Raw genomic sequence first — 13,776 nt, 5'->3', positions numbered from 1 at the left:
TTATTAATTAATCATGCGATGATCTACGTTTATGATAGGGATCAATTTTTTATTTTGTTATTCTGTAAGTCCTCAATTTTCCACAGCTTGTAATTTAAAGAATACATAATTTTAAAAACAGCGGTCAGCTCATCTATTATCTTATCAAGAGCAAATGTTTCATCCCAACAAACTTTAAAAACTCCAAAGTCCCCAACTTTGTCATATTTCCGATAATTGTCCTTCTCTAAAATGGTATCCACAAAGAATTTTCTGAAAATATTAAAAATTATACTTTTTTTGATATTAAAGATTTCAGGAAATTCTTTTTTGAAATTGCTATCAAAACCTTCAGTTTGCTCCAGTTCAAAATTTCCATAATTATATAGTGATAAGAGATCGATCCAAAACTTATCATCCATATTTCTAATATTAAAATTGTTGCGAAGGTGCGTTGTTAAATAAATACCTTCATAGTCTAATCCGATATAAAAAGTGGATTTTGTCTTGATAGCATTAATGATTAATTCAGGACCATGATATCCTAAAGAGAATTTTTCATATTCAAACTCGTCCTTATATCTGCCATAACTTATTATAATATCTGTTATATCAGAAAAAACCTCAACCAATTTGTAAACATCTTCAATCGCTTCTTTCGTGTTTATATCTCTATTCTTATTTTCAATATGATTATTGATAGCATTTGTCCAGTCTACAAGACTTTTTTTATTTTTGGTAATAAGCTTTTTTAATTTTTCATCCACGGCATAGAAGTTTAAACGCTAAAATATAGAAATAAAGATAAATTATATTACGGAAAACCGTAATCTATTGGGAAAGTTCGCAGATTACGTTTTATTGTATTAAATAGGTAAATATGGTCTTTAGATCCACACCCGCTACAGTTGAAATGGAGCTTAATACATTGATTCCGGAAAATATGGTTTTAATAACATTAATGGGTAGACGTTCTGATCTTTCCAATGTAGCTTGATTAGAAAGTGTGCTAATATTGTCTAGCAGCAATTCTCTTTGGTCTTCGGGAGTTTCATTATTGATTACTTCTGCAAGCCTTTCAAATGCGCCAGCAATATTCTCTTCGCCTTTCTCTTTTAAAAGGGATATGTTATTTACTATATCACCATTAACACCTCCAATATTGACGATATTTCCTGTTCCATGGATTGTAAGATTTTGAATGTAATTTTTAAAAGCAGATGCATTTTCTTTTTCGGCTTTTTTTAACTCCTGATCTAGAAAAAAATGAGTTGCTTCGTAGTTTTTCTCAATAACGCAGTCGCCATCTACTGCAGTACAAATCTCTTTGTGATTTACTAATCCTTCGTCAAGTTTAACTCTAAAATAATCTATAATGTCCTTTTTTTGACTTTCATCAACAATAGTTTCGAAAAATTCTTCAACTTGAACTCTTATTTTATCTCTTTGGTAAGGATTTCTTAAATGGTCAATTGTTCTTTTTAAAAGTTCAAATTTTCTGTTTACATAATCATTCATAATATTGTTATAAGTTTTTGGTGAGGAGTGTAAAAATACAAAATTGTCGATTTTAGATGATCAGAAAATTACGATATAATTTTCTTCTTTAGTTTCTATAACTTTTATAGCATTGTTAAATTTTTTATTATCAGAGAATTAATATTAAATAATGATTTTTTTTATTAAATTAGGTCAAGCTAATAACCTGTAAACATGAAAATTATAAAAAATACTGTAGGTGTCATTTTATTGCTCCTAATCACAACATCTTGTAGTAAAGAAAATAATTCAAAAGTTCTTTTTGAAAAAGATTTTTCCACAAATCATCGTTATGGGAGGGTTTCAGGAGACACTTTGGTGAAAAAATTTGATCTTAAGTTTGAAGATACTAAAGAACCTTTAAAGATAATTTGGATTACTTCAAAAGATTCTGAAGGGTGTTTCCGTATCAGTTATGCAAGACTTGAACGAGTAGATGTAGATTCCAAAATGCAAGTTGATAGTATTACAACAAAATCTTTAGATTGCGCAATGAAATTCGATTCCCCTGATTCAACACTATTTGATCAAATATTGTTTTCTGGTGACTTTTCAACAATGCACAATATCCGAACAAATATTAGGAAAGGTCATTTTCTTACTATTATGGGGAATGGTGAATTAACAGTGGCTAAGTAAGAGATTACGAAAATACATCTGAGTTGTTTTTATACTTAAGTGTATGCAAAGTCTAATTTCACTTTTAAAGAGAAGATTAGAATATAAAGTAATTGATATTTTTTTTTTTGACGCATTTCATTCAAATATATAATGTTCATTTTTTTTTGATCAATATTTAAGCATTAAAAAATAAGAGAAATTAATTTTTGTCTTTGAAATTCTGCGTTTTAGTGAAATTTAGTAATCAAAAAATTGTCTTTTTTTTGGAAAAACTAAAAAAACACCTATATTTGCACAAGTAAAAACAAACACTCTTAATCTTGTTTAGAATAGTGACCTATTCAGTGACCTTCACAACAAGATAATAGTATAAAGCTTATGGATAGGGAATTTTTACTAAGAGTACAAGTCCCGTCCGGATCGCAACTACAATATCAAAGTAGTACAAAAAGCTTTATAACATACGTTTTAAAGCTTTTTTAGTTTTTATATCATTTCAAAATAGGCTAAAAAAGGATCAGTAACAAAATCGGATCAATCTCAAAACTTGGGGACTAAGCAAAAAGTTTTGACAATCTGAATAAGAAAAATGATTTATCCCTTACGCCTCGCAGCTGTAATCTGAAGTTTTAAAAGAATTTTGCGGGATCAGTAACAAAATCTGGGGACTAAGCAAAAAGTTTTGACAATCTGAATAAGAAAAATGATTTGTCCCTTACTCCTCGAAGTTGCATTCTGAAGTTTTTGATTTTAGCGTTAAAGCTTTCTGCAGAGGCATTGGTACTTCTTTGTTCAAAATAGTTAAGGATATCATTATAATGATTCATAATAGTATTTTTGAGTATAGAAAATGATTTAAAACCGGATTCTTCTACGTCTTTAAACCAACGAGCCAATTTGAGCATGGCTACAGACTTTGTCATGTTTTGGTTGTAAATTTTCCTGAGATTATCGGATCAGTAACAAAATCTGGGGACTAAGCAAAAAGTTTATATAATCTGAATAGGAAAAACGATTTATCCCTTACGCCTCGCAGCTGTAATCTGAAGTTTTTAATTTTTGCATTGAAAGATTCTGCTGAAGCATTTGTACTGCGTGCATTAAAGTAATTTAGAATACCATTATAGTTTAGCATTATTGTTTTCATTAAGGTGTTGAAAGATTTAAATCCGGATTCCTCAGCGTTCTTGAACCAGTGCGCCAGCTTGAGCATCGCCACCGATTTCGTGATATTTTGATTGTAAATTTTGCGAAGTCCATCAGACAGACTGTATGCTTTTTCCAAATCGGGATACTGATAAAATAAAATTTCCGCTCTGTGAGTTTGTTCCAGAGTCCATTTCTCTTTGCTTTTGTATAAGAGGTATCTGCTTCTTGCCAAAAGCTGTTTTCTGGTATCGCCATTGCTGAAAATTTCAATTTCTGTTTTTACTTCTTTTTCTTTAGATCTTTCCAAAAGCTCATTTTCCAGCTCAATAGCTTCCCAGCGGTGTTTTATTCTTATCTCCTGCAGCGCTTCGGTGGCAAGCTTCTGAACGTGGAAACGGTCTATAACCTGCGTTGCAGCCGGAAAACATCTTTTAGCAATCAGCTTCATTGAACCTGCCATATCAAGAGTGATTTCTTTAACTTTCATTCGTGTTTTTCTACTTAATTTTAAAAGATGTTCAATGACGGTTTCACTTTTTGTTCCCCTGATAACAGCAACAAGACATCCTTTTCTGCCTTTTGCCTTTTTTGAGGTTAAAACGGTGTAGAGTTCACCCTCGGAAAGTGCTACTTCGTCAATGGAGAGCTGTGATGAGATATTTTCAGGATAAAGAATCTGTTCTTCAGCATGCGGTTTTTGTTCCCAATCGTTAAAATTGCTGAGGCTTTGTTTATACTGCCTTTGGAATTTCTTACCATCCACGCCATACATCTCGCCAATTGTTTTGCAGGGAAGTGCTTTAGTATCGGCTGATTTTTTTTAAGAACTCGGCAAAATCCTGTGTCATGCGCGTTCCATTGGCAATAAGATTCCAGTCTCTCTGAATAATCTTTCCGGTTTTTGTTTCCGTCCATCTTCTGCGTTTAATATGGAGTTTTACGGTTTTTCCGCGGAGAGGAAAATCATCTGCCGTAATTTCAGGAACAAATCCTTTTGACTGCAAAATGAGTGTGGAAAACTCTTTGGGAGCTGTATTTTTCTCTTCAAAATAAATATGGAGAATTTTATTTTCCTCTTCAAATTTCACAATCTCAAAATGTTCAATCAAGAGTTCCGGTAAAAATAATTTAAAAAGTTCGGCATTGTTTAACATCCTGCAAAGTTATTATTTTATTTTGCTCCCCAAGTTTTGAGATTGATCCAGATTATCCGATAAGTTGTAAGCTTTTTCCAAGTCCGGATATTGAGAAAATAAAATTTTGGCTCTGGCAGATTGGTTTTCAGTCCATTTTTCTCTGCTTTTGTAGAGCAAATATCGGCTTCTGGCTAAAAGTTGTTTTTGGGTATCGCCATTTTCAAAGATTTCGATTTTCGCTCTTGCTTTGGTTTCTTTTGCGGTTTTTAATGCTTCATTTTCCTTGTCTATGGCTGCCCAACGATGTTTGATTCTTAATTCCTGAACAGCTTCGATGGCTAGTTTTTGTACATGGAAACGGTCGACAACCTGCACGGCATTGGGAAAACACCGCTTGGCAATAAGCTTCATAGAGCCCGCCATATCCAAGGTAACCTCCTTTACCTTTTGCCTTAATTTTCTGCTTATTTTTAAGAGTTTATCAATAACATCTTCGCTTCTTGTTCCTTTAATGACGGCAACAATACTGCCTTTCCTGCCCTTGGCATGCTTGGATGTAAGCACGGTGTAAAGTTCGCCCTGAGACAAGGCTACTTCGTCTAAAGAGAGTTGTGAGAGGCAGTTTGCGGGGTATAAAATGTAATCTTCGGCATGGGATTTCTGGTTCCAGTCTTTAAATTCACTGAGGGATTTTTTGTACTGTCTGCGAAATTTCTTTCCGTTGACACCATACATCTCGCCAATGATTTCCAAAGGAAGCGCTTTAGTATCGGCTGATTTTTTTTAAGAACTCTGCAAAATCCTGTGTCATGCGAGTGCCTTTAGCGATGAGATTCCAATCTCGTTGAACAATATTTCCAGACTTCATATCCGTCCATCTTCTACGCTTAATGTTGAGTTTTACGGCTTTGCCACGAAGCGGAAAATCATCAACGGCAATTTCTTCGTGAAATCCTTTCGATTGAAGATTTAATGAGGAAAACTCTTTAGGAACACTGTTTTTTTCTTCAAAGTAAAGATGAAGAAGTCCTTCTTTTTCTTCAGATTTTACGAAATCGAAATACGCCACTAAATATTCGGGAAGTAACAGTTTTAATAATTCTTGATCTTGAGACATGAAGAAAAGTTAAAAACTTTCAACAATTCTCCCCAGGTTTTGTGATTGATCCATTTTGCGGTTATTTGACGAAATATAACGATGTGTATTTTTTTGGAGTACTAAAAAGCAATCTTAAGTATTCAACAATGTATTCTCAAACATTGAAAATTTTCAATATTTCCTCTAAGCTTAACGATTATTAATAAATAATTATTCTACAGGAAATATTGGCAGGTAACCACAGGATAGCAGAAATTTACGATAAGTATACTTTTATGAAATAGAAATATGAGAAATATCATGTCTTTTCAGATTTAATTTTTCTTGTGCTCTAATTTTAAGAAAAAGCATATAAGTAAATGTCAAATAATTAATAATCACCTATCAGAGAATGAAGAAATCTATAATGACTCTGGGTATTTTGCTAAGTACCACAAGTTTTATCTTTGCACAGGAAAAGCAAAGTACGGGTACAGTAAAAGATACGGTACAATCTAAGAATAAAACGAAAGATATTGAGGAAGTAGTCATTATTGCTTATGGAACTCAAAAAAAAGGTGAAGTTACCGGGTCTGTAGGTAGAGTGAGTGCAGAAAGCTTCAAAGATCGTCCGATTGCGAGAGTAGATCAGGCTTTAACGGGACAGATTGCTGGGGTGAAAACACGTTCTACAACGGGAAAACCGGGAGAAGCTTTAGAAATCAGGGTTCGTGGTACAGCTTCTATTTCTGCAAATAATTCGCCTCTTTATGTTATCGACGGGATCGTAGCCGATGATATGGCCAATATTTCGCCAGATGATGTGCAATCGATTGAAGTGCTTAAGGATGCAGCTTCTACAGCAATGTACGGATCAAGAGGTTCTAATGGTATTGTGATTGTTACCACAAAAAAAGGTGTATCTGGAAAGCCGTCATTTACATTTTCTCAATATTATGGCGTACAAACTATCGAGAAAAAGCTGGATATTATGAACAGCGCAGAGTGGATTGATTATGCTACCGAAGCGATCAATAAAAGATGGGTGGCTTTGGCTCCTGGGAATTCCGCTTCTGACAGTTATGCGGTGAGAGCAAATTATTATAATTTACCCAATACAACCGATTATAATCTGGCAAACATCAATACAATGATCGATCCAAGATGGGGAACCAATCAGGTGGCATATATTGATTGGCAGGACGCTTTTTATCGTCCGGCTGCAATTCAAAACTATCAGTTATCGGTACGTGGTGGAAGTAGCAATGTAAAATATGCAATTTCAGCAGCTTATTTTGATCAGGAAGGTATGGCGTTGAATACCGGTTTCAACAGATTTAATTTAAGTGCAGTTGTTGATGTTAATATTTCCAGTAAATGGAAAGCAGGAATTGCATTAAGACCTAGTTACGCACAAAGTTACGGAGCAACAGTTGACGGAAAAGACAATGAAGCACATAAAATGCTTTCTATGGTTCCTGTAGCAGAATTAGGAGCAGGACTTTACACCAATTTCTGGAACAACATTCGATACAGATGGGCGGGTTCTACAGTAAGTCCTATCGGAACTTTAGAGAATACAACCAATAACACCAACGAATTTAGAATGTTATCCAGCCTGTATATGTCTTACGACATTTTACCAGACTTAAACTTTAAAATCTCGGGGGCAGCAACCAATAATTTTAATATTAATAACGGATATACACCGACCTTCAACTTAGTTACCAATATTCCGGGGCAGGTAAGTATTGCAAGCCGTAGAACGGTAAACTACAACAGATATTTAGGAGAAGCTTTATTAAATTATAAAAAGACCTTCGGATCTCACACGATTACAGCTCTTGCAGGATACAGTGCGGAAAATTACAGAACAACAAGCCAATATAACCGTAACAAAGGTTTTGCAAATGATGATTTGAAAACATTCAACTTTACACAGTCTGCTTCTGTATTAAATTCAGAATATACTGCTTCAGAATGGATGCTGACCTCATTATTTGGGCGTTTAAATTATGATTATCAAAAGAAATATATGCTATTTGCAAGTATTCGTAGAGATGGTTCTTCCAGATTTGGATGGGACAATCTATACGGAAATTTCGCAGCATTTGGCGGAGCATGGAAAGTAGATAAAGAAGATTTCTTAAAGGATCAAAACTGGTTAAGTAACCTGAAATTAAGATACAGTTGGGGAGAAAACGGGAATAATGCCATTGGTGATTACAGAGCTTTCGGAACATTGGCGGGAGGCAACTATTCTTTTGGAAATAATTTATCAAATGGCTTAGTACCCAATACGATTGAAAATAAAAATCTAACCTGGGAGAAAACACAGTCTTCAGATTTTGGTTTTGAATTGGGATTATTCAACAGAATTGATTTCTCAGCAGATTATTATATTAAAAAAACCAACGATCTTCTTCTTCAGGAACCCATTGCTTCAGCATCAGGTTATACTACAGCATGGCGAAACGTAGGTTCTGTAGAAAATAGAGGTTTAGAATTGGAATTAAGCACCAAAAACTTAACAGGTCAATTCAAATGGAATACCTCAGCAAACATTGCATTCAATAATAATAAAGTATTACAATTAGGAAACAACAATAAGCCTATTTATACAGGTTTTAGCAGTTTAACGAATATTATTCAGGTAGGTGAAGAACTGAATTCTTTTTATCTGTACGAAGCGATAGGAATTCTTTCAACGGCAGATATTAATAATGCAGGTGTTGCAAAAACAACAGGTGCTATTGCAGGAGACGTGAAATACAAAGATTTTAACGGGGATGGTAAAATTGATGAAAATGACCGTCATATTATCGGAAGTCCGACTCCTGATTATTACTGGGGATTCACGAATACATTTTCGTATAAAGGTTTCGATCTTTCCGTGTTTTTCCAAGGTCAGAAAGGAGGGTACAGTTACGCATTGTTAGGTCGTGCAATCGACAGGCCGGGAATGGGAACCACAACCAACGTAATGGGGAACTGGGCAAATCGTTGGCGTTCTGATGCAGATCCGGGAGACGGAAAAACTCCCAGATTGGATGGAACAACTGGAGGTCTTTTAGATACAAGATGGTTATACGATGCCTCTTATATTCAGCTTAAAAATGTGACTTTGGGATATAATTTTCCACAGGAACTGGTAAGTAAACTAAAAATTTCTAATCTCAGACTTTATGTGAGTTTAGAAAATGTCTGGAGAAAAGATAATTATTACGGTGGTTACAACCCGGAATCTGTACAGTCAGACGGTACCGATTACGGAGCATATCCCAATGCAAAAGTGTATATGATGGGCTTAAACTTTAATTTCTAAAATTTCACAATGAAGACAACGACAATAAAGAGATCAGGATTACAATTTAATATGAAAAATTTAGGAAAAGCATTGATTTTTGGAGCTTTAACGTTAAGTACATTAAGCTGCAGAGAAGATTTGATGCTTGAACCTGAAAATAATATCACGCAAACGTCTTTTTACACCACAGAATTACAGATTCAGCAGGCGTTGACGGGAGTATACTCGGCGATGATTAATGCTTCTTCAAGAGGTGGTTATGATGTGAATTTTTACTTATTGGCATCAGAAGTTCGTTCTAATAATTACACCGCGCTTTCACAAAATGGGAACAGGGATTATTATGCTATTAACCGTTTTCAGGATAACTCTACCACCGAAGAAATGGAAATTTTATGGGAAGACGCCTATCAAATGATTACATATGCTAATAATATTTTAGCAAGAATTGATAATGTCCCTTTTGCAAGTGAAGCAACCAAAGAACAATACCGTTCAGAAACCCGTTTCTTGAGAGCTTATGCTTATTTTGAATTAATGCGTTCTTTCGGGAAAGTTCCTTTGATCGAAAAACCGGTGAGTCCTACCGAAGCGGCTGCAATACAAAGAACAGATTTAGCAACACTTTACAACTTCGTTACTTCAGAACTTGAGGCTTCCGTAGGAGGATTAAAAAATACACATGATGCAGCCAACAAAGGAAGAATTACCAAGTCTGCAGCTCATGCAATGTTAGGAAGAATTTATCTTACAGGATCGGGTTATCCTTTAAATAACAGCTCTTATATAGCAAAAGCGAAAGATCATTTATTTACCGTAATTCAGGGTGAAGGTCAGTATGTTACCTGGTCACCGAATTATGCAGATTTGTTTAAAAGTGCCAATGACAACAAATATCATATCTTCGAAATCCAGCACATAAGTGGAGGTTTGTCACAAGGTTCTTATTTACCAAGTTATGTTTCACCGAATTTCGGAACTGCAGATCCTTTGTACAATGCGCAAAGCAGTTTATACAGCTCAGGTGAATTGGGTGTTTCTCAATCGTTAGTTAATGCTTATGAACCGGGAGATTTAAGAAAAGCCGTAACGGTTAAAACTCAATTTATCGCTCAGAATGGTTTGGTAGATAATGCCAATTATTTCATCAAATTCCGTGAACCGGGGAAAGTGATTACCAACCGTTACGATTGGCCGATTAACTTCCCGATTATCCGTTATGAAGATGTTCTCTTAATGTATGCTGAAGTTCTAAATACTCAGGGAAGCACAAGTACTGCCGTTCCATATTTGAATAGAATTCGTCAGAGAGCTGGTCTTTCAGCGGTTTCTGCATCAATTTCTGCAGCAGATTTTACAACAGCGCTTCGTAAAGAAAGAAGGGTAGAATTTGCAGGAGAAGGTATTTACTGGCATGACTTGGTACGTTGGAACACAGGAGTTGCTGTAATCAACCAGGCTGCTGCGGATTTAAACTACAACTTTACCATCACAACGAACGATTATTTATATCAGGTTCCTTTATCTCAGATTCAGATTGCTGGTTACGATCAAAATCCTTAAAATTTAACTTATATTTTCATACTTCAAGAAATCTTCCAGAAACGGAAGGTTTTTTGTTTTTATGTCTATAATGAAATTCTTGAATCTTCCATAGTTAAAGAAACTTTGCGAACATTTATTTATTTAATTTAAAGAAGCTAATAATCAGAAGCTCTGCAGAGTTTGTGCTAAAGTTTATTCTTTAAAATGTGAACAGATAATTTAAATGAATATCCGTAATATAGTAATAACTTGGTTTTAACATTTTATTTTTCTTATAGCAGTCCGGATTCCTATGAAATGACAAAAGGACTGCTGATTTTAGCTTTATAATTAAAAACGAACATTCGAATAAATTAAATTTATTTTTTTAAACAAAAGATATTTTATGTAAATTTAATCAAGACTTATAGAATTAAAAATCTTTTATATTGAAAATTAGGTCTGATATTTGTAAGTCTATATCAAACTCAAATGAGCTATTTATTTATGAAAAACCGAGCTTTGAAAAAATCAATTCTTTACACTTTATTTTTTGCTTTAATTCTGACTTCATGTAAAAAAGATGAGGTCTCATCAAACGATCAGTCTCAAAAAAGTCAAACAGCCTCTGAAATTGCAAAAAATGCAGCAGATCCTGACTCAATAAAAGTAAAACCGGTGAAAGAATCTGCACCTCCGATAATACAGGAAAATGGTTTCTACAATGCCTTTGCAATTCCGAAAGATAAAAAAATGAGAGATTCGCTGTATGCGATTTTCAGCAAAAAATATAATGAAAGAGAACGTTATGCAATTTTGGCATTAAACAGGTTAGATTCCAAAAGCAAATGGAATTCTGATACTTTGGTTGTCCCTGCAAAAATTGACACAACTTTGATGTCTTATTCACCATTTCCATTACAGCTTGATGTGTTGAGCAATGTGAAGAAATTTGTTGTATTTTCATATCCGATTCAGGCTTACGGAGTATATTCAAATGGTGCTTTGGTAAAATGGGGACCAACAAGTATGGGTAAAAAGACAGCACAGACCGATCGAGGGTTAATGTTTGCCAACTGGAAGAAAAAATTGGCAATTTCCACCGTAAAAAGCGAATGGAAACTTCCTTACAACTTCAATATTCACAATACTCACGGCATTGGATGGCATCAATATGACCTTCCGGGTTATCCTGCATCGCATTCTTGTTTAAGATTGTTGATGAAAGATGCAATTTGGTTATATAATTACGCTGATACATGGGTTTTAAATCCGGGTGGGGCAACAACCAAAGCGAAAGGAACTCCGGTAATGGTTTTCGGAGATTACGGCTGGGGAAAAAGAAAACCCTGGAGAAATCTTTTGAACGATCCCAATGCAAATAATATTTCTGTAGAAGAAATGACAAAATTGATTCAGCCAAATGTTGAAAAAATGCTCTTTGAGCAAACTAACCGTGAAAAAGTGACCGATTCTATTAAATCAGCAAAAGCTTCACAGGCAGCAGTAATTCAGGAACCTGAAGTTTCTGAGAATTAAAGAGTTTTTTCGAATTTTAAAGTAGATTCCTCCGCAAATTTGCGGAGTTTTTTCATTTCATCCTTCGCTTTGCTTTGTCCGAATCTTGCCGCTGCATACGTTGCTGCGATACAAATCAGCATCAAAAAGGAAGCGTTTAAGGCCCACGGAAATTCATGGCTGTTGATTTGATTTTCCACATAATACATCGTGAAAAAAGTCATCCAGCAAATGGTGAAAAGGAAATAAAGAAACATGAAAAACGTCCAGACTGCCGAACTTGGTCCAAAAACGCCTCTTACAACTGTAATTTCTTCGTCCAGTTCAGTTCTGAGTGCCAAACAGGGTTTCCAATAATTGTCTTCTGTCGTAGATACTGAAATTGTTGCGACTTCAGTGTTTACGTTTCCGCTGAATTCGTCTTTATGTTCGACTAAATATTTTTTTAGATTTTCGGCATAAGATTCTTTCGTAAGATGGGTGTACATTTTAAATCTCGGGCGGTTTCTTATCTTATCTAAAGTAGTTTCTGTGGTTTCCATATTATTCTTGATAGGGAATTGGATCTTCTAAGATAAAGGAAAATTTTAGTTCTATCCCTTTTCTTTTTACAATCATATTAATTGTTTTACCTTCATCAGATTTCATCATCTCCATGATTTGGTTTAAAGTCATATCAAAAGTTTTCTTTCCGTTAATAATGACTAATTCATCATCTTTTTTCAAACCGGCTTTGTCTGCAGGAGAATCTTTTCTTACTCCTGCAATTGAAAACAAGGGTTTTAAAACAAACTTATACTGAAGACTGCTGTTGTAAGTTTGATTACTTACTGAAGTAGATTTTTCATTTGCAGTTCTGAAAGTAAGATAATCTTTTTCCCATTGCAATCCATCCTGTTTAAAATCGAGTCCGCTCATATTAAAATGGAAAGGATCTTCGTAATTCTTGTTTTTTCTAAGATATAATTTTTCATTAGGATAGTCAAAAGCGACAGTAAATCTTCTCATAATTTCCGAACCAAGCGAACCTTTTCTGTCTTTGACTAAACTTAAATGCTGAATTGAATATTCATCCGGCATTGCAGTTAAAGGTTTATTAAATTTAAACTTTCCAAAATAAAAATTGTGAATTCTGCTGCGTTTTCCAAAGATATCGCCATTAAAACCTCTCCCTAAAAAATCTTCAATATTGGGCCGATTGTAAACAAAATCTTTAATCAAAACCGGGAAAAGCCAGATTGCATCACTGTTTCCAAGATCAATTAAAAGTTTTGACTCATTTTTTACATTCGTCATTTCAACCTCAGTATTGATGTAAGGTTTGTTCTTTTCAACAGAAATGGAAAGCTGATCAAATTTTTTAATCCTTTTTCTGAATAATTCCAAGTCATTAAAAACAGTGATTTTCTTTGAACTGTAATCAATAATAATCGGATAATCTTTAAAAAAATGATAGCCGATAATACCGTTTACAGGAATTCCGACGTGTGGAGAAATATTGAAACTTTCATCAAGAATTATAAAAAGTGATAATGAATTATTTACAAAATGATTGCCGATTTTCCCAATATTTTTATCAGATTTAAAACCTTCAATACTTGCATTGCCTCCCAATCCCGAAAATTTCATTTTTTCCATTGAAGTAAGAGCCATTTCTTTGTTTTCAAGACTGAAAATTGTGTTTTCGGCAACTCCTGTATCCAGAAGAAAGGTAAGTTCAACACCATTCACATTCATCGGAATAAAGATCAGATTGTTGATAAACTTGAATGGAATAACCACTTTTTTGGCATCTTTAATTTCAAAATTATTCTGAGCATTCATTAAAATGCTGAAAAATAAAATTGATATAAAAATCTGTAGTTTCATCAACTGAAATTAGTGAATTATATCATACGCAACAAAAAAACATTCTTGTGGAAGAA

13 protein-coding genes are annotated in these 13,776 nt (G+C 34.3%); 4 read left to right on the top strand and 9 right to left on the bottom strand.

Features of this window, described 5'->3' with window-relative positions; all coding sequences use genetic code 11:
* Positions 1-41: 41 nt before the first annotated feature.
* Positions 42-746, bottom strand: coding sequence for a hypothetical protein (locus ACOOWA_RS12605; RefSeq protein WP_421375658.1), 705 nt, complete (start codon positions 744-746; stop codon positions 42-44).
* A 91-nt stretch (positions 747-837) separates the two neighbouring features.
* Complete coding sequence (locus ACOOWA_RS12600; RefSeq protein ID WP_421375656.1) at positions 838-1,497, bottom strand: hypothetical protein; 660 nt, start codon at positions 1,495-1,497, stop codon at positions 838-840.
* Between the two features lie 195 nt (positions 1,498-1,692).
* On the opposite strand from ACOOWA_RS12600, the gene ACOOWA_RS12595 reads away from it, so the two are divergent.
* A complete protein-coding gene (locus ACOOWA_RS12595) occupies positions 1,693-2,157 on the top strand; it encodes a hypothetical protein (RefSeq protein WP_421375654.1) in 465 nt (154 codons plus the stop codon).
* Positions 2,158-2,807: 650 nt separating this feature from the next.
* Here the strand turns inward: ACOOWA_RS12595 and ACOOWA_RS12590 are convergent.
* From ACOOWA_RS12590 to ACOOWA_RS12570, 5 genes are read right to left on the bottom strand one after another with little or no spacing between them, the layout of a single operon-like run.
* Positions 2,808-3,077 (bottom strand): transposase, encoded by a 270-nt coding sequence (locus tag ACOOWA_RS12590; RefSeq protein WP_421376368.1) that lies wholly within the window; start codon positions 3,075-3,077, stop codon positions 2,808-2,810.
* Positions 3,078-3,115: 38 nt separating this feature from the next.
* Positions 3,116-4,060: an ISAon1 family transposase gene (locus ACOOWA_RS12585; RefSeq protein WP_421373631.1), complete on the bottom strand. Its 945-nt coding sequence runs from the start codon at positions 4,058-4,060 to the stop codon at positions 3,116-3,118.
* Between the two features lie 28 nt (positions 4,061-4,088).
* Entirely contained in the window at positions 4,089-4,442 is a 354-nt protein-coding gene (locus tag ACOOWA_RS12580) for an ISAon1 family transposase N-terminal region protein (RefSeq protein ID WP_421375321.1), read from the bottom strand.
* A gap of 12 nt (positions 4,443-4,454) precedes the next feature.
* On the bottom strand, positions 4,455-5,177 hold the full coding sequence (locus ACOOWA_RS12575; protein WP_421375653.1) for an ISAon1 family transposase: 723 nt from the start codon (positions 5,175-5,177) through the stop codon (positions 4,455-4,457).
* 10 nt (positions 5,178-5,187) lie between these two features.
* Positions 5,188-5,541: an ISAon1 family transposase N-terminal region protein gene (locus ACOOWA_RS12570; RefSeq protein WP_421372726.1), complete on the bottom strand. Its 354-nt coding sequence runs from the start codon at positions 5,539-5,541 to the stop codon at positions 5,188-5,190.
* A gap of 373 nt (positions 5,542-5,914) precedes the next feature.
* Between ACOOWA_RS12570 and ACOOWA_RS12565 the strand changes: the two genes are divergently transcribed.
* The 3 genes from ACOOWA_RS12565 (at position 5,915) to ACOOWA_RS12555 (ending at position 11,872) form a co-directional block, all read left to right on the top strand.
* A complete protein-coding gene (locus tag ACOOWA_RS12565) occupies positions 5,915-8,827 on the top strand; it encodes a SusC/RagA family TonB-linked outer membrane protein (protein WP_421375651.1) in 2,913 nt (970 codons plus the stop codon).
* Positions 8,828-8,836: 9 nt separating this feature from the next.
* Entirely contained in the window at positions 8,837-10,372 is a 1,536-nt protein-coding gene (locus ACOOWA_RS12560; protein WP_421375650.1) for a RagB/SusD family nutrient uptake outer membrane protein, read from the top strand.
* A 453-nt stretch (positions 10,373-10,825) separates the two neighbouring features.
* Positions 10,826-11,872, top strand: a complete 1,047-nt coding sequence (locus tag ACOOWA_RS12555; RefSeq protein ID WP_421375649.1) for a L,D-transpeptidase — start codon at positions 10,826-10,828, stop codon at positions 11,870-11,872.
* Here ACOOWA_RS12555 and ACOOWA_RS12550 read toward each other — a convergent pair.
* Both ACOOWA_RS12550 and ACOOWA_RS12545 read right to left on the bottom strand, forming a co-directional pair.
* Positions 11,869-12,393, bottom strand: coding sequence for a hypothetical protein (locus ACOOWA_RS12550; protein WP_421375648.1), 525 nt, complete (start codon positions 12,391-12,393; stop codon positions 11,869-11,871). The two genes, ACOOWA_RS12555 and ACOOWA_RS12550, sit on opposite strands and share 4 nt — an antisense overlap.
* A gap of 1 nt (position 12,394) precedes the next feature.
* On the bottom strand, positions 12,395-13,720 hold the full coding sequence (locus ACOOWA_RS12545) for a PDZ domain-containing protein (RefSeq protein ID WP_421375647.1): 1,326 nt from the start codon (positions 13,718-13,720) through the stop codon (positions 12,395-12,397).
* Positions 13,721-13,776 lie beyond the last annotated feature (56 nt).

This window comes from Chryseobacterium sp. GP-SGM7, assembly GCF_049166575.1.
GTDB lineage: Bacteria > Bacteroidota > Bacteroidia > Flavobacteriales > Weeksellaceae > Chryseobacterium.
This window is presented reverse-complemented; position numbering and strand designations above follow the sequence as displayed.